At 63.6% G+C, this 16464-nt stretch carries 13 protein-coding genes; 8 read left to right on the top strand and 5 right to left on the bottom strand.

Annotated features, from left to right (window positions below; all coding sequences use genetic code 11):
* From T281_RS11225 to T281_RS11205, 4 genes are all read left to right on the top strand, one after another.
* Positions 1-1523: alpha-2-macroglobulin family protein (locus T281_RS11225; RefSeq protein ID WP_037238650.1), on the top strand; the 1523-nt coding region annotated here is incomplete at its 5' end.
* A 212-nt stretch (positions 1524-1735) separates the two neighbouring features.
* Positions 1736-3787 carry a penicillin-binding protein 1C gene (pbpC, locus tag T281_RS11220; protein WP_245269221.1) on the top strand — a complete coding sequence of 684 codons (2052 nt, stop codon included), beginning with the start codon at positions 1736-1738 and terminating at the stop codon, positions 3785-3787.
* Positions 3788-4011: 224 nt separating this feature from the next.
* Positions 4012-5631 carry an OpgD/OpgG family glucan biosynthesis protein gene (locus T281_RS11215; protein WP_037238636.1) on the top strand — a complete coding sequence of 540 codons (1620 nt, stop codon included), beginning with the start codon at positions 4012-4014 and terminating at the stop codon, positions 5629-5631.
* Between the two features lie 343 nt (positions 5632-5974).
* A complete protein-coding gene (locus T281_RS11205; RefSeq protein ID WP_052037397.1) occupies positions 5975-8620 on the top strand; it encodes a PAS domain-containing hybrid sensor histidine kinase/response regulator in 2646 nt (881 codons plus the stop codon).
* A gap of 36 nt (positions 8621-8656) precedes the next feature.
* Here T281_RS11205 and T281_RS11200 read toward each other — a convergent pair whose 3' ends face one another.
* Together T281_RS11200 and T281_RS11195 are read right to left on the bottom strand one after the other, a co-directional pair.
* Positions 8657-9031 carry a response regulator gene (locus tag T281_RS11200; protein WP_081796743.1) on the bottom strand — a complete coding sequence of 125 codons (375 nt, stop codon included), beginning with the start codon at positions 9029-9031 and terminating at the stop codon, positions 8657-8659.
* A gap of 245 nt (positions 9032-9276) precedes the next feature.
* Positions 9277-10167, bottom strand: coding sequence for a polyprenyl synthetase family protein (locus tag T281_RS11195; RefSeq protein WP_037238626.1), 891 nt, complete (start codon positions 10165-10167; stop codon positions 9277-9279).
* 97 nt (positions 10168-10264) lie between these two features.
* On the opposite strand from T281_RS11195, the gene mtgA reads away from it, so the two are divergent.
* Positions 10265-11050: a monofunctional biosynthetic peptidoglycan transglycosylase gene (gene mtgA / locus T281_RS11190; protein WP_081796742.1), complete on the top strand. Its 786-nt coding sequence runs from the start codon at positions 10265-10267 to the stop codon at positions 11048-11050.
* Between the two features lie 136 nt (positions 11051-11186).
* Here mtgA and fdxA read toward each other — a convergent pair whose 3' ends face one another.
* Entirely contained in the window at positions 11187-11531 is a 345-nt protein-coding gene (gene fdxA, locus T281_RS11185) for a ferredoxin FdxA (RefSeq protein ID WP_013417844.1), read from the bottom strand.
* Between the two features lie 155 nt (positions 11532-11686).
* The gene (gene rpsD / locus T281_RS11180; protein ID WP_013417845.1) at positions 11687-12304 is read right to left on the bottom strand and encodes a 30S ribosomal protein S4; all 618 of its coding nucleotides are present in this window, start codon (positions 12302-12304) and stop codon (positions 11687-11689) included.
* 355 nt (positions 12305-12659) lie between these two features.
* On the opposite strand from rpsD, the gene crtY reads away from it, so the two are divergent.
* The 3 genes from crtY (at position 12660) to T281_RS11165 (ending at position 15750) form a co-directional block, all read left to right on the top strand.
* Positions 12660-13850, top strand: coding sequence for a lycopene beta-cyclase CrtY (crtY, locus tag T281_RS11175; protein WP_037238622.1), 1191 nt, complete (start codon positions 12660-12662; stop codon positions 13848-13850).
* Between the two features lie 13 nt (positions 13851-13863).
* A complete protein-coding gene (locus tag T281_RS11170; RefSeq protein ID WP_013417847.1) occupies positions 13864-14838 on the top strand; it encodes a phytoene/squalene synthase family protein in 975 nt (324 codons plus the stop codon).
* 264 nt (positions 14839-15102) lie between these two features.
* Entirely contained in the window at positions 15103-15750 is a 648-nt protein-coding gene (locus T281_RS11165; RefSeq protein ID WP_037238619.1) for a GNAT family N-acetyltransferase, read from the top strand.
* Between the two features lie 143 nt (positions 15751-15893).
* Here T281_RS11165 and T281_RS11160 read toward each other — a convergent pair whose 3' ends face one another.
* A complete protein-coding gene (locus T281_RS11160) occupies positions 15894-16436 on the bottom strand; it encodes a sterol desaturase family protein (protein WP_037238616.1) in 543 nt (180 codons plus the stop codon).
* Positions 16437-16464 lie beyond the last annotated feature (28 nt).

Raw genomic sequence — 16464 nt, 5'->3', positions numbered from 1 at the left:
GCCGCACGGCTTCGTTTGACGTGCCGGGCCTGCTCCTCGGCCTCGACCGCTACCCCTATGGATGCGCCGAGCAGACGACAAGCCGCGCGCTGCCGCTCCTCTATTATGATGAGGTCGCCTCGCGCGCCCGCGTCTCGAAGGAGCCGAAGGCTAAGGCCGCCATCGAAAAGGCCATCGCGCGCCTCTACGAAATGCAGGGATCGAACGGCACTTTCGGCCTCTGGGGGCCTGGCGGCGAAGACATCTGGCTGACCGCCTATGTCGCCGAGTTCCTGACCCGCTCGAAGGAAAAGGGCTACGCGGTGCGCGACGGCAATTACGTCCTCGCACTCGACCGGCTCAGGAACGCGGTCAACAACGCGGGCGACTTCAAGAAGGGCGGCGAGGATCTGGCCTATGCGCTCTATGTGCTGGCGCGCTCCGGTCGTGGCGTGCTCGGCGATCTGCGGTATTACGCCGACACCAAGATCGACGCCTTCTCGACGCCGATTGCGCGCGCACAGCTCGCCGCGGCGCTTGCCATGATGGGCGACCGTGAGCGCGCGACGCTGACCTTTGCCTCGGCGCTGAACCTGCTTGCGAGGCCCGATGCCAAAACGCCGCTCGTGTCCCGCACCGACTACGGCACCGAGCTTCGCGACGCGGCGGCGGTGCTGGCGCTCCTCGGCGAAAGCAACGCCGCGACGCCGCAGCTTCAGAAGGCGTTCGATATTGTGACGAAGCTTCGCGCGCAGCAAAAAGAGACGACCACGCAGGAAAGCCTGTGGTTGCTTCTCGCCGCACGCACGCTCGACGCGCAGAACAAGGATCTAGCGCTCGAAGTCAACGGCCAGCCGGTGAAAGGCTCGTTCCAGACGGTGCTTGCGGGCAGCGACTTCAAGGGCGACCGTATCGCCGTCACCAATGTCAGTGCGATCCTGCCGAACGCGACGGCTGCGCAGTTCGAGACGGCCTTGACGCGCGCGCAGTTCGCCGCCGATGGGCTTGTGGTGAGGAACGCGGGCCCTGACACGGTTCCAGCTTCGGTGCTTGTCACGGGCGAAGGCCTCGAAGCGGAACCGTCCGCAGAGAGCGGCTTCAAGATCGAGCGCAAGACCTACGCGCCCGATGGGAAGGAAATCGCCTTCGACAGGCTGAAGCAGAACGACCGCGTCGTCGTGGTGCTGAAGGTGACGGAAGTGGAGCCCAAGACGGGACAGATCGTCGTTGAAGATCGGCTACCCGCTGGCTTCGACATCGAGAACCCGGCGCTCCTCAAGGGCAGCGACCTCAAGGCGTTCTCGTGGCTCCCCACGACATGGACGCCCGCCTTCTCGTCCTTCCGCGACGACCGCTTCGTGGCGGCCTATTCGCTGACGGATGCGAGCCGCAAGCTGCCCGCGCAGCTCACCATGGCCTATGTCATGCGCGCGGTGACGCCCGGCGCATACACGCATGCCGGTGCGCGCGTGGAAGACATGTATCGGCCGGATCGCTTCGCCCGCACGTCCGGCGCGAAGGTCGAGATCGGCGCCGCGCAGTAACGGCGAAGGGGCGGTGTGGCGTCGCGCCGCCCCGAACAATTTTTGAGGGAAAAACCATCATTCTGCAACGATAGCGTGGCTATATAAGCTTCGGGATGGGTTCCGCATTTATTTCCCTTTTGAAGGAACTCGCCAGAGAAGGTCGAGTTTCGAGTGTGATTTGATTGATGGTGTTGCGTGCCATGATGCGGAAGAGAAGAGTTTGGCTGGTCTTGGCCCTGTTTGCGGGGCTCGCCTTCGCATCCGCTTATGCGCTGAAGCTGTTCGAGCCGCTGCCTCTCAATGCGGCGGCGTCCTCCTCCCGCCTCGTGCTCGACCGCGACGGACGCTTGCTTCGCGCATTCACCACGCCGGAAGGACGCTGGCGGCTCGACGCGCGCCGCGAGGATGTCAGCCCGACCTACCTCTCCTTGCTCTTCACGTTCGAGGACAAGCGCTTCAACACCCATTACGGCGTTGACCCCATGGCATTCGGCCGCGCCGCGCTTCAGGCCGCGCGCCACGGCAAGGCGATCTCCGGCGGCTCGACGCTGACCATGCAGGTCGCGCGGCTGCTGCGCGGCGCGCCTACGCGCTCCATTCCGGCGAAGTTCCAGCAGATCGCCGACGCGCTACGCCTCGAATGGGCGCTATCGAAAGATGAAATCCTCGCGCTTTATCTGAAGCTTGCGCCTTACGGCGGCAATCTCGAAGGCGTTCGCGCCGCGTCGCTCGCCTATTTTGGCAAGGAGCCGCATCGGCTTTCCATCGCGGAGGCAGCGCTGCTCGTCGCGATCCCGCAGTCGCCCGAAACGCGCCGACCGGATCGCGGTTACGCCTCCCTTGTTGCCGGGCGCAATCGCGTCATCCGGCGCGCGGCGGCGGCGGGAATTATCGCGGTAGCGGATGCGCGGGCAGCTATCGCGAGCGTCGCGCCGCGTGGACGCCTCGACTTTCGCACGCTGGCGCCGCATCTTTCGGAGCGCCTGATCGCGCAGCATCCCGGCATGTCGGTCATCGCCACCACCATTGACCGCACCCTGCAGGAACAAGCCGAGGCCGTTGCGCGGCGAAATGCGGAAGCCTTCGGCGAGAAGCTCTCTGTCGCCGCGCTCGTCGTCAGAAACCGAACCGGCGAGGTGCTGGCCCATGTCGGCTCGGCGGGCTATTTCGACAGCGAGCGCCTCGGCGCGATCGACATGACGGGCGCGATCCGCTCCCCCGGCTCCGCGCTGAAGCCGTTCATCTACGGCCTCGCCTTCGAGGAAGGCATCGCGCATCCCGAAACGCTGATCGACGACCGGCCCGTTCGCTTCGACACCTATGCGCCTTTGAACTTCGACAATATCTTTCACGGGACGGTCACGGTACGCACGGCGCTCCAGCTTTCGCTGAACATCCCGGCCGTGAAGGTGCTGAACGAGGTCGGCCCTGTCAGGCTCGCGGCGCGGTTTCGCGAAGTGGGCATGCCCTTTGCGATGCCCCGCAATTTGACGGTCGCGCTCGGCGGCGCTGGGCTTACGCTCGAAAATCTGACGACGCTCTATGCCGCGCTTGGTCGTGGCGGGACCTTGGTTCCGATCCGCTACGAGAAAGAGGGCGGCCCCGTCTGGGGCGCGAGCGAGCCGCCGGCGCTGCTTCAGCCCGCGGCGGTCTGGTATGTCACGGACATCCTGCGCGGCGCGCCCGTGCCGCCCAATGTCACGCCGGGGCAGGTGGCGTTCAAGACCGGCACCTCATACGGCTTTCGAGACGCTTGGGCGGCGGGCTACGACGGCGAATGCACGGTGGCGGTATGGGCGGGGCGGGCGGATGCCAGTGCCGCGCCCGGGCTTGTTGGCTTGCGCGTCGCGGCTCCTGTGATGTTCGAACTGTTCGCCGCCATCGGCCCGCGCCGGGTGGCTTTCGGCTCGCCGCCGCCGAACCTCATGGGGTCACGCAGAAACGCAGATCTGCCGCCGCCGCTCCGGGTCTTCCGCGAGCAGAGGCATGAGGGTTCGGGCGCGACAGTCGAACAGGCGCTTCACATCGCGTTTCCGCCGCCGAACGCGGAGGTGGAACTCGCGAAAACGGAGGGCGCAGACGGCGAGGCGGAAGCCCTGCCGGTGGCGCTGAAGGCCGAGGGCGGCGCATTGCCGCTGACCTGGCTCGTGGATGGCAACCCGCTCGCCTCGTCGCCCCATCGCCGCGATGCCTTTCTTAAACCGCGCGGGCCGGGGTTCGTACAGATCACCGTTGTCGACGCAGAGGGCCGATCCGACCGCACGCAGATCCGTTTGCGGTAAGCGCGTCGCATTGTGAAGCCTCGGTCTTGCGGAGAGCCGCCCGAAACGGCGTGCGGGTTGCTCCGCTCATGTTGGCCGCCACCGCCCGTAACGCCAAGGCGCGCCCGCATACAACCTGATCGCAAATTGCGCCTTCCCATTTCCCAAAAGCCCCGCTAGAGACATCGCCACAAGGCGGGCTGGCTGACCCGCGTCCGAGGATTTCACGAGGGGCACTTTTTTCCATGCTCGATCGCCGCAGTTTCATGAAACTCGCGCTGGCGGCTCAGGCGGCCGCAGCGCTTCCCGCGTTTGCCGGCACGCCTGCGCCTAGCCTTCGTTTCGGCGATCCGCAGCCGTTTTCCTTCGACTGGCTGAAGGCGCACGCGGAAGCTCTGTCGAAAGCGCCCTACGCGCCGTCGCCTCGCCCCGATCCCGCGACCGTCGCCGCCATCGACTACGACGCGCACGGCAAGCTCAAATACAGACACGAATACGCGCTCTACGGCGACGGCCACGACGCTGCCTTCCCGATCACGTTCCAGCATGTGGGCTATTACTTCCCGAAGACAGTGCGCATGCACGCGCTCGAACAGAACGCGGGCGGCGCCGTCTCGCGCGAGATCCTCTACGATCCGGCCTATTTCACCATCGCACCGGACAGCCCCGCCGCGCGTCTCGCGCCGGAGCCGTCATCCCTGGCGGGCTTTTGGGTGATGGAGCCGCGCGACGGCAAGGAAGACTGGAAGAAGGCCGAGCCGTGGGTGACGTTCCTCGGCGCGTCCTATTTCCGTGCGAAGGGCGAACTCGGACAGGTGGGCATGTCGGCGCGCGGCATCGCGCTGTCACCCGGCGGCTCGGGGCACGAAGAGTTCCCGGATTTCGTTTCCTTCTGGTTCATGCCGGCGCCGCCCGCCTCGCGCACCGTCACGGTTTACGCCCTGCTCAACAGCCCGAGCGTGTCCGGCGCATACAAGTTCGACCTGCATCGCACGAGCGGCGTCGTGATGGATATCGAACTGACGCTGTTCTTCCGCGAGGCCGTCGAGCGGCTGGGCCTTGCACCGCTCACATCGATGTTCTGGTACGGCGAAAAGGCGAAGCCGGCCGGGATCGACTGGCGGCCCGAGGTGCACGATTCCGACGGGCTTTCGCTTGCGACAGGCCAGGGCGAGCGCATCTGGCGTCCGCTCAACAACCCCGAGCACATTACGATTTCGAGCTTCGCCGACGAGCATCCGCGCGGCTTCGGCCTGCTTCAGCGCGACCGCGCCTTCGACCATTATCAGGACGGCGTGGGCTACGAAAAGCGCCCGTCGACCTGGGTCGAGCCGAGAGGTACCGGCTGGGGCAAGGGCACAGTGCAACTGGTCGAAATCCCGACCGACGACGAGATCAACGATAACATTGTCGTCTACTGGAACCCGGAAAAGCGGCCCGAACCCGGCGACCGCATCGACCTCGCCTACAGGGTTCACTGGCTCGCCGACGAGCCCTATCCGACGCCGCTCGCCCGCTGTGTGGCGACGCGGTTCGGCCGTGGCGGCGAACCCGGAACGATCCGGCCGTACGGCGTGCGCAAGTTCACGGTCGAATTCCTCGGCGGCCCGCTCAAGGAACTGCCGAGCGGCGTGAAGCCGGAGGTCGTGGTCTGGGCCTCGCGCGGCAATGTCCGCTCAATGGTCGCGGAGGCCGTGCCGGACGATGTGCCCGGGCACTGGCGCGCGCATTTCGACCTCAGCGTCGAGGGCCGGGAGCCGGTCGAACTGCGTCTTTATCTGCGCGCGAACGACAAGGTGCTGAGCGAGACGTGGCTCTATCAATACCATCCCTTCGTGACGGATGCTCGGCCGCTGGGTTATTGACCGGCTTGAGGCGCGCGGACGGCACCGTCCGCGCCGGGGTTGATCGGGCGGACGCGCGAGCGTTTGGGCTGGCTTGCGGATTTGGCGGCGCATCGGGCAATTTGACGCAGAACATTTGCAAGGACGCGATCCGCAAAGCGGGGCGCAAGCGTGAACATGCGTGGAGCTTGCGCTTCCTCGCCCATGTCGGACATCGGGCCGGAACTTCGCTCCGCGCCATCCGTTCACGTTAATTGGAATGGGCATGAGCTTTGCCTATCTTTTGCCGCACCTTGCCCTCGTTCTGAGCCCTTCGAGCTTTTGCCCCGTGCTAATCGCAGGAAACCCCTCCGTTGGTCGTGATATGACGAGAGAGTCGAGTGACCGGCTCAAGGATCTCGCAGGCTGCCAGCCGCCCACTGCGGGCGCGGCGGCCTTCGCGACCCTCGACGCCCATGGGCATTTCCTGAGCGCGAACGAGCGGTTCTGCGTTTTAACCGGCCGCCGGGAGACGGATCTCCTGCGTTTGCGCCTTTGCGATGTCGCCACGGGAGAGTTGGCGGAGCCGGGCAAGCTTGACGACCTAGGCGAGCAGGGGCTCGAAACGCGAACGCATCTTGTGAGCGCAGACGGCTGCACTGTTCCGGTGATTGCAACGCTGACGCCTGTTCTGCGCGGCAAGGAACTCGTTTGCATTCATGTCATCGTCCGCGCGGAGGCTCCCGGAACCGAGGCGGAGGATCGTCGGTGCCGCGCCGTCGTCGATGCCGTGCGAGGCGTGATGTGGACTAACAACGCGGCAGGCGAAATGTGGGGCGAGCAGCCGGGATGGGCTGCATTGACCGGCCAGCGCTTCGATGAGTATCAGGGGTTCGGCTGGAAGGCCGTGCTTCATCCCGACGATGTGCAACCGACGCTCGACGCCTGGAAGGCGGCGGTTTCGACCAAGAGCATGTACGTTTTTGAGCATCGGATCCGGCGCCTAGACGGTCAATGCCGGCGCTATTCCGTCCGGGCGCTTCCCGTTTTCGATGAGGCCGGCGAGGTGTCCGAGTGGGTCGGCATTCACACCGATATCACCGAGCAGCGCGCCGCCGAACGCGCTTGGCTCGATCTTTCGGCGAATTTGAAGCAGCGCGCGCAAGCTGCGGACGAGGCGCGCGAGCGGACCTGGAATAACGCCCGCGACATGCTCCTCATTACCGACAGCGAAGGCGTGTTCCGGGCGGCAAATCCGGCGTGGACCGCCGTTCTCGGCTGGCCGCCCGAGGAGGTCATCGGCAAGTCCTACTGCGACTTTTTGCACCCGGACGACAAGTCGGCTGCGACCGGCGCGGCTTTTTTTGCGCGCGGCGGCTCCAAAGGGGTCGAGGTTCGCTTCCGGCACAAGAACGGAACCTATCGCTGGACGTCCTGGCTGATCGCGCCCGATGGCGATCTCATCTACGCGAACGGTCGCGATGTCACAGCCGAGAAGGAAGGCGCGGAGGCGTTGGAGCGCTCCGAGGCTCGCATGCGGGCCATCTTTCACACAAGCTATCATGCGAAGTGCATCTCGGCGCTCGACGGCACACTCCTCGACGCCAATCCGACCTCGCTTGCCGCCATCGGCGCGGATACGGCCGATGTCGTCGTAGGGCAGCCATTCTGGGACACGCCGTGGTTTTCCGACACGCCGGGGATGCCGGACTTCATCCGGTCCTCCTTCGCGGAAGTGGTGACAGGCGAGACGGTTCGGCGCGAAATCCTCCTCACCCTTCCGGGCGGTCCGCGCTGGTTCGACTTCACCATGCGGCCGATCTGCGGTTCACGTGGACAAGTCGTCTCCGTCGTCTCGGAGGCCGCCGACATAACGACGCGCCGTAAGGCCCACGAGGCGCTCCTGCAAAGCCAACGTCTCGAAGCCGTAGGCCAGATCACAGGCGGGATCGCGCACGACTTCAACAACCTGCTGACGCCCATCATGGGTGCGTTCGAGCTTCTCCAGCGACGGATCGCCCCGGACGAGCGGCTGCATGCGCTGATCTCCAATGCGATGCTTTCGGCGGAAAGCGCTCGCGTTCTCGTTCAGCGGCTGCTTGCTTTCGCGCGGCGTCAGCATCTCGACACGCGCGCCGTCGATCTCAAGGGCCTCATCCTTGGGCTGCGCGATCTGATCGCGCGCGCGCTCGGCTCGCGGATCGTCGTTCGCGTCGAAATCCCCGATGGCCTGCCCCGAGCCCGTGTTGACCCGAGCCAATTCGAGGTTGCGCTCCTGAACCTCGCGGTGAACGGGGGCGACGCGATGCCGGACGGCGGCACGATCACGATTTCAGCCTCGGCGGAGACGATCGAGGAGGGGGCGGCCTCGGACCTTGCGCCCGGAGGTTACATCGCGCTTGCCTTCGAGGATACCGGCATCGGGATGACGCGGGAAATGCTGGCGCGCGCGGTAGAGCCTTTCTATTCGACCAAGGGGATCGGCAAGGGAACCGGCCTCGGCCTTTCGATGATCCACGGTCTTGCCGCGCAGTCCGGAGGGAAGCTCGACCTTGAGAGCGAGCCCGGCCGGGGCACGCGCGCGACGCTGTGGCTTCCGATAGCGGAGGCTGAGACGGTGGCGGACGCGGCCCCCGCACCGGAACCGGCGGGTAGCGAGCCGCTTGTCGTTCTTCTCACCGACGACAACAACTTCGTGCGCGATGGTGCGGCTGCAATGCTTGAGGCTTTGGGCCATACGGTCATTCAGGCGGAGAGCGGCCCATGCGCGCTGCACCTCCTGGCAGAGGGCTGCCGCTGCGACGTGCTCATCACGGATCAACGCATGCCGGGGATGCTCGGAAGCGAACTCGTGCGTCGCGCGCGCGACATGCGGCCGGACTTGCCCGCCGTGCTGATTACGGGGTTCGCTGAAGAGGGAGACGCTGAGATGGATGCTCTGCCGCGTCTTTCAAAGCCGTTCCGCTCCCTTGAGTTGGAACGCGTCCTCGCCATGGCGCTCGGCGCGAAGAAGACCGCGCCGTTAGCCTGAATAGAATTAAGCGAGAAGCCCAGAGGGAAGCGCGAATTAAAGCGCCTTTTGCGTCATCGCCAGGCTGAGCGCTTTCGCGAGCGCGGCGACCGTATAGGGCTTGTCCACCACCGGGATATTCATGCCGGGCAGCTTGATGTCGTAACCGCTGCAAATAATGAACGGCAAGTTCTGTTGCAGCAGATAGGTCGCGATGTCGCTTGACAGTTCACGGCCGAGACGAACGTCAAGCATGACGCAGTCGAGCTGCTTCTCGTTGTTGATCTCGTGGAGAGCCTGATCCACGGAAGCAGCCACCCCCGTGACACTACAGCCAAGCTCCGCCAGCATCTCTTGCGCCACATGGGCAGATAAAGCGTCGTCCTCGACAATCAGAACGCGCGTGCCCGCAAGGGCTCGTTGCTCCACCATATTACGCTGGCTCCCACTCACTCTCGGTGCAAGCGTTCGGCGCTCGGGCGCCGAAAAATACTTGAGCTTGTCACTCGGTTTTTAGATCATGCAACCCTACAGTGAGCGAGTCTACATTTTTTCTGAAGCGTCGGAAAGATTTCGCCTCGGTACCGCTTCAAGGTTGCGTGAGCAGGACTGGCAACGGCCGGACGAGCCGCCTTCCGCGACGCGCGGAGCGGGCTCGCGCCCGGTGCCGTTTCGCCTCAGAATTTGCGCGCGACCACGAATTCCGCCGCGCCCACGAGCATCGCGTCCCGCCCCTTGAATGGCGCCAGCGCGCCCAGCGCTTCCGCCTTCAGATTCTGAAGCTTCGCGTGTGCGGCTTCGAGACCGAGCAGCGAAACGAGCGTACCCTTGCCCGCTTCCTGATCCTTGCCGGTCGCCTTGCCAACGACGGAGGCATCGCCTTCGGCGTCAAGCAGGTCGTCCGCGAGTTGGAAGGCAGCGCCGAGCGCATCGCCATAGGTCTTGAGCGCGGCAAGTTCTGCCTTGCTCGCTTCGCCGAGAATGCCGCCCGCAACGCAACCGTATGTGATGAGTGCGCCGGTCTTCATTGCCTGAAGCGTGCGGATGTCAGCTTCGCCGAGCGTCTTGCCGGGCGCCATGAGGTCGAGCATCTGGCCGCCCGCCATCCCGGCTCCGCCGCTGGCGCGCGCCAGTTCGAGGCCGAGCGCCGCGCGAACCGCCGGGTTCGGATGCGTCGATTCGTGCGCTATGATTTCAAAGGCGACCGTGAGCAGCGTATCGCCCGCGAGGATCGCCGTTGCGTCGTCGAAGGCCTTGTGAACGGTCGGCCGCCCACGCCGCAGGTCGTCATTGTCCATGGCAGGCAGGTCGTCATGCACGAGCGAGTAGCAATGGATGCATTCGAGCGCGGAGCCCGCGTTCAGCGCCTTTTCGACCGGCACTCCGAACAACGCTGCGCTCTCGATGACGAGAAACGGGCGAAACCGTTTACCGCCGCCAAGCGTCCCGTAGCGCATGGCGTCGAGCAGCCTGTCCGGCACCGCGCCGAGTTTATCTGTGGAAAGCCATTCATCGAGATGGCGTTCGACACGGCTTGCATGGTCTTCGAGGCGTTCTGTAAAGGTCATGACAGGATGGGGATTTATTGTTGGATGCCGGGTATTTCTGCGGGCGCACCATGGACCAGATGAGTATGATCCTCAAGCCCGATTTGCGAGCTGCGTCATGACGGATTTAGCGCCAAAGACCTTCGAGCGACTGGCCGAGGCGACGCGCCCGCATAACGGGCGGGAACGCGGCTGGCGCGGCCGTGCCCTGCGCATCGTTCTCATTGCGCTCGGCGTGTTTCTCCTCGCGCCATATGTGCTGACGCTCGTCTACGCGGTTGTCAATCCGCCGTTGTCGGCGCTGATGGCGAGGCAGGCGCTGCTGGGACGGCCCGTCGCGCATGAGTGGCGCGACCTCGACGAGATTTCGCCGAACCTCATCGCGCAGGTGATCGTGTCCGAGGATGGCCGCTTCTGCCAGCATCATGGCGTCGATTGGCAGGCGCTCGACAAGGCGGTCGACGCGGTGAAAGCCGGGAAGCCGAAGGGCGGCGGCAGCACCATCACCATGCAGACGGCGAAGAATCTCTTCCTCTGGAGCGATCCGGCGTGGCTTCGGAAGCCGTTCGAAATTCCGCTCGCGAGCTTCATGGACGCGGTGCTCGGCAAGCGGCGGGTGATGGAAATTTACCTCAACATCGTTGAATGGGCGCCCGGCGTCTATGGCGCGCAGGCGGCGGCGCGGCATCATTTCAAAATCTCGGCGGAAGATCTGACCATGCAGCAGGCCGCGCAACTCGCCGCAGCACTACCGAATCCGAAGCGCCGCAATGCGGGCAAGCCGGGCCCACGCGTGGCGGCGCTCGCCAATAGGCTGCGGGTGCGCGCGGCGCGGGAAAGCGACAACTCGTTCTGTGTGCTTGAGGAAGAAGAGCCGGCCGAGGATGAGGCAAGTCAGGAGTGATCCAGTCGCCGGGATCGGCTTCAACTGGCCGCCCGCGCATGAAGGTTCGCGCGACACTAGCGCACGCGAACCTCGGCGTTCGTTGAAACGTCTCGTGCTCGGCAAGGAAGTGGCGGTGGCGGAAAACGGTCGCCCGTTATTCCGAGTCGCCTTCGCCGGGATCGGGCGAAAAATATTTTTCGAACTTCTCGGCTTCCTGCTGAAACTTCTCGTAGTCCGGCAGCGGCGGCTTCTTGACGGTTATGTTCGGCCAAAGCGCGGCGTACTCGCGGTTCACTTCGAGGAACTTCTCAAGGCCCGGCTCGGTATCGGGCTTGATCGCATCCACCGGGCATTCCGGTTCACAGACGCCGCAATCGATGCATTCGTCCGGGCTGATCACCAGCATGTTCGCGCCCTCGTAGAAGCAATCGACGGGGCACACCTCAACGCAATCGGTGAACTTGCACTTGATGCAGGCATCCAGCACAACGTAAGTCATGGAACTTCTCCGAAGCCGAGCCGCGCGGCTTGTCCTTTGAAGCGCCTCGATAGCGCATTCGACAAAGGGAAACAAGCCGGGAGGTGATTGATCCGAATGGCGTTATCGCATTCGCAAAAATCACGCTTCCCGCCCGGCTTCCCTGGAAACGAAACTTACCGTGAGTAGAATTCGACGACCAGATTCGGCTCCATCACCACCGGATAAGGAACATCCGACAGTTGCGGAATGCGCGAAAGGCGCGCCGTCAGCTTGCCGTGGTCGACTTCGAGATAGTCCGGCACGTCGCGCTCGGCGCTCTGCGTCGCCTCAAGAACGAACGCGAGGGGCTTCGCCTTTTCGCGCACTTCGATCACGTCGCCCGCGCGGCAGCGATAGCTCGGGATGTTGACGCGGCGGCCGTTGACGGAGATGTGGCCGTGGCTGATGAACTGGCGGGCGGCGAACGGCGTCGCGACGAACTTCGCGCGATAGACGACCGCGTCGAGGCGGCGTTCGAGAAGGCCGATCAGGTTCTCCGAGGTGTCGCCGCGAAGGCGCGTCGCTTCGGCATAGATCAGGCGGAACTGCCGCTCGGTGATGTTGCCGTAATAGCCCTTGAGCTTCTGCTTCGCCTTGAGCTGCGTGCCGAAGTCCGACGTTTTGCCGCGGCGGCGCTGACCGTGCTGGCCGGGGCCGTATTCGCGCTTGTTGAGCGGGCTTTTCGGGCGGCCCCAAAGATTTTCGCCAAGACGGCGGTCGATTTTATGTTTCGCGGAAGCGCGCTTCGTCATGTCTGTGCTCCAGAATGAGGATGAATGTTGGAGCAGGCCCTTCCTTTGCAGGTTTCCCTGCCGACAGACGGCGCTTTAGCCGTCACGGGCATGCAAAAAAGGCGGCTGAAAGCCACCATCGGGCAGAGATAGCGCTTCGGATGGGGCGAGGCAAGCGCAAAACTGCGTGTGTGCTGCGGTGTGAAATCAAAGGGAACAATACTGACCGAGATCGGATTCTGTCGCAAGCTCGGGCCTGACAAAGCTCAAACACGAAAAAGTCAAACGACCGAACTGGATTTAAAACAGGTTTCCGGGAAACCTTATACGGGCAGCGCCGTTGACATACGTCAATTCTGAGGACAAGAGCCCCCGTATGAGCGACCGAGATTTCGACGTGATCTTCGCTGGCGGTGGCCTTGCAGCCACGCTCGCAGCCTATCGTCTCCGCCAAGTCAAGCCGGAGCTATCCGTCCTCGTTCTAGAAGCCGACGAAAAATTCGGGGGGAACCACACGTGGTCCTTCCACACTACCGATATATCAGAGGACGCATGGGCGTGGATTGCGCCCTTTGTCGCACATTCTTGGTCCGAGCAGCAGGTGCGCTTCCCCAAACACACGCGCATGCTGAAATCCGGCTATAACTCCATTTTCTCCGAAACGCTGCATGACGCGGCCCTTCCGGCTCTTAAAGACAGTGTGCGGTTTTCGACCCGTGTTCTGAGCGTATCGCCGCATCAGGTCGTGCTCTCGGGCGGCGAGTTATTGCGCGCCCGCTGCGTGATCGATGCGCGGGGCATCGGACGCGTGGATAACCTGACCATCGGCTATCAGAAGTTTCTGGGATTGGTCGTCCGCTTCGAACGGCCGCACGGACAACCCTATCCCATTATCATGGATGCGACGGTTCGCCAGCGTGACGGATATCGTTTCGTGTATACCCTGCCTTTCACGGACGACACCATGCTGATCGAAGACACATATTACAGCGACAACCCGGCCATCGACGCGCACACGCACCGCGAGCTTTGCCTCGACTATGCGCGCGAACGCGGCTGGCAGATTGCTGAGATCGAGCGCGAAGAGCGTGGCGTGCTGCCGATCGTGCTTGGCGGCGACGTGAGCGATATCCTTGAACGGAACGCCGATGGCGTGCCGGCGCTAGGCTTGCGCGGCGGCTTTTTTCATCACACGACGAGCTATTCCTTCCCCTTTGCGGTGCGTTGCGCCGATGCTATCGCCTCTATGGATCATCTGACGAGCGAGTCGCTTCATCGCCTCACCCATAAATGGGCGCACCAGCACTGGAGGGAGCAGCGGTTTTTCCGCCTCCTGAACCGCATGCTGTTCTGGGCCGCGAAGCCCGAGACGCGGTACCGCGTGCTGCAACGCTTCTACGATCTGCACGAGCCGCTCATCGAGCGCTTCTACAGCTCAAGCCTGACTCTTGCGGATCAGGGCCGGATTCTTATAGGCTGGCCGCCTGTGCCTATTCATAAAGCTGTAAGGGTTATGGGGGAAACCCGAGTTAACCCGATCCCTCAGCCTGTATCATCGCCAAGCTAACCGAGCTGAAAATATGGACCCCATCATCGCACTCAGCCACGAGCTTATCGAGAAAGGTTCCAAGAGCTTTGCCATGGCGGCGAAGCTCTTGCCGCGCGACGCGCGTTACGACTCGATGATGCTTTATGCTTGGTGCCGACACTGCGACGACGTGATCGACGACCAGATCCTTGGTTTCAACCGGGAGACGGGTAGCGAAAAATCGCCGCAGGAGCGCCTCGAAGGGCTACGCCGCGACACGGCCGCCGCGCTTGCCGGAACGGCGACCGAGCCCGTTTTCGTGGCGCTGGGTCGCGTGGCGCACAAGCATCACATACCCGAGCGCCATCCGATGGAGCTTCTGCGCGGCTTCGAGATGGATGTGAACGAGCGCGTTTACGAAACCCTCGAAGACACGCTGGACTATTGCTATCACGTCGCGGGCGTCGTCGGCGTGATGATGGCGATGATCATGGGCGTGCGTGAACGGCCGACGCTGAACCGCGCGTCCGATCTCGGTATCGCGTTCCAGCTCACAAACATCTGCCGCGACGTGGTGGAAGACGCGAAGGCCGGTCGCCTTTATCTTCCGCGCCAGTGGCTTCGCGAGGCGGGCGTCCCGGAGGACAAGGTCGCCGATCCGCAATATCGTCGTCAGGTCTACGAGGTGACGAAGCGTCTCTTGTGTGAGGCGGACCAGTATTATCGCTCGGCCATGTTCGGCATGCAGCGTTTGCCGCTTGGTGCGGCGGTTGGCATCGGCGCGGCGCGGCGTGTCTATCGCGACATCGGCAGGCTTGTTGCTAACAGGGGCGAAAGCGCCTGGGACGGTCGCGCCATCGTGGGGCCGATGCGCAAGCTTGCGGCGGCACTCTCGGGAGCGACGGCGGCGGTTCGCGCACATACGACGCTCAGGATCGGCTATGCGCCCCCGCGTGACGGCCTTTGGACGGTGCCGGAACTAGGCAAGCCGACGCGGCGGAACCGGCCGTTCGCGTTTCTGCGATAGCACGCGACGTAATTTCATTATCATGCTCGGCCGAAGGCAACTTCGCCCTTTCGTATGTGCGCAGCCGTATGCCGTGAATTGCAGGCGCGTCCCTTCACGGTTGTCCACGATCCCTGAGCGTTGCGGTCTCGAAAAGACCGCGTCATGCTTGCTTGCGGGCCGCAATCGAGAAGGGCGCGCGTAGCAGCGGGAAGCGACCTTGCGGCACCGCTGCATTTGCGCCGCGCGGTGAAACCCATGCACAATCAGCATCAAGGTTAGACCATGGAATTTGCCGTCCTCGCTCGCGGCGACGAAGATCGCCTTGAACAACTCATTGCGATCTATCGGGCCTCCATCGCGCGCGCGGAGCAGAAGCCCGAATGGATGGTGCGCGAGATGCTTGGCGATTCCAGCCGTCGGCTTCTCGTGGCGCTCGACGACCGGCGCGTGATCGCGTTCGCCATCTGCTATTTCGCACCCGACGATGCGTTCTGGCTTCTCGAATATCTCGCGGTAGATTCAAACATCCGTTCGGGCGGCGTCGGCGGGCGAACCTATGACGCCGTGCGCAGCCTCGCCACCGAAGTCGCTCCTGATGCGCCGTGTCTTCTCGAAGTCGACGCGCCGCACGCCGATGCGCCCGACACCGATGATGCTTGGAGGCGCTTGCGCTTTTATCAAAGGTTCGGCTGCCGTAGGGTCGAAGGCATCAAATATGTGCTGCCATTCGGTCGACCGGGCGAGGTGCCGCCGATGTGGCTGCTAGTTGATGGGCTGGAGGGGCAGGAATCGGTGTCAGCCGAGACGGTGGCCGCCTGGCTACGCGGAGTTTACGCGGGCGTATACGCACAAGCTGCGGACCATCCGCTGATCGCGGCGATGATGCAGCCGCTGGAAGGCAAGGGGGCGGTTCGCTTGACAGCGCTTTGACGCGCCGGCCTTTGAAGCGAGACGCGGTGTCTGACGATGGGGGCTTCGTGGCGATTTACGTCCCATGCACAGGATGAGGACCATCCGCTGATCGCGCTGATTTTGCCCTATTTCGCGGGTTCTGGTCGGAAAGCAGCGCCCTCTCAATGCAGCGTCTCGCCGTCCGGCGTGAAGCGCTTCGCATCCAGCTTGTTGCGCTGGGCCGCGCGCAGCGGCGCGAGTTCCTGAAGCTTCTTCTTGAGGCGCTCCGGCGATGGCGGGAAGACGAACCCGAACGACACGCAACCGGCTTTGCCATCCACGGCATGATGCAGCCGATGCGCTTGATAAAGGCGGCGCAGATAGCCGCTTTTTGGATGGATGTTTACGCCGAGGCGGTGATGCACCAGCACGTCATGCGCGAGGAAATAGACGAAGCCGTAAGCCGTGACACCTGCGCCGACGACCCAGGCCCATGTTGGACCGCCGAACTGCACACCCCACGCGATCAACGCAATGGCGATGCCGGCGAAGAAGATGCCGAACGCGTCGTTAAGCTCCCACGCGCCGGTTCTCGGCTCATGGTGGCTCTTGTGCACCACCCAGAGAAAGCCGTGCATAACATATTTATGGAGGAACCATGCGGTACCCTCCATGAAAAAGAAAACGGCGAAGAACAATGCGATGTAGATTAGCCAGTCGCTCATCGATCCTCTGCCGTTGTTCGATCCCTAG

It is taken from the genome of Rhodomicrobium udaipurense JA643 (genome assembly GCF_000636015.1).
GTDB lineage: Bacteria > Pseudomonadota > Alphaproteobacteria > Rhizobiales > Rhodomicrobiaceae > Rhodomicrobium > Rhodomicrobium udaipurense.
This window is presented reverse-complemented; position numbering and strand designations above follow the sequence as displayed.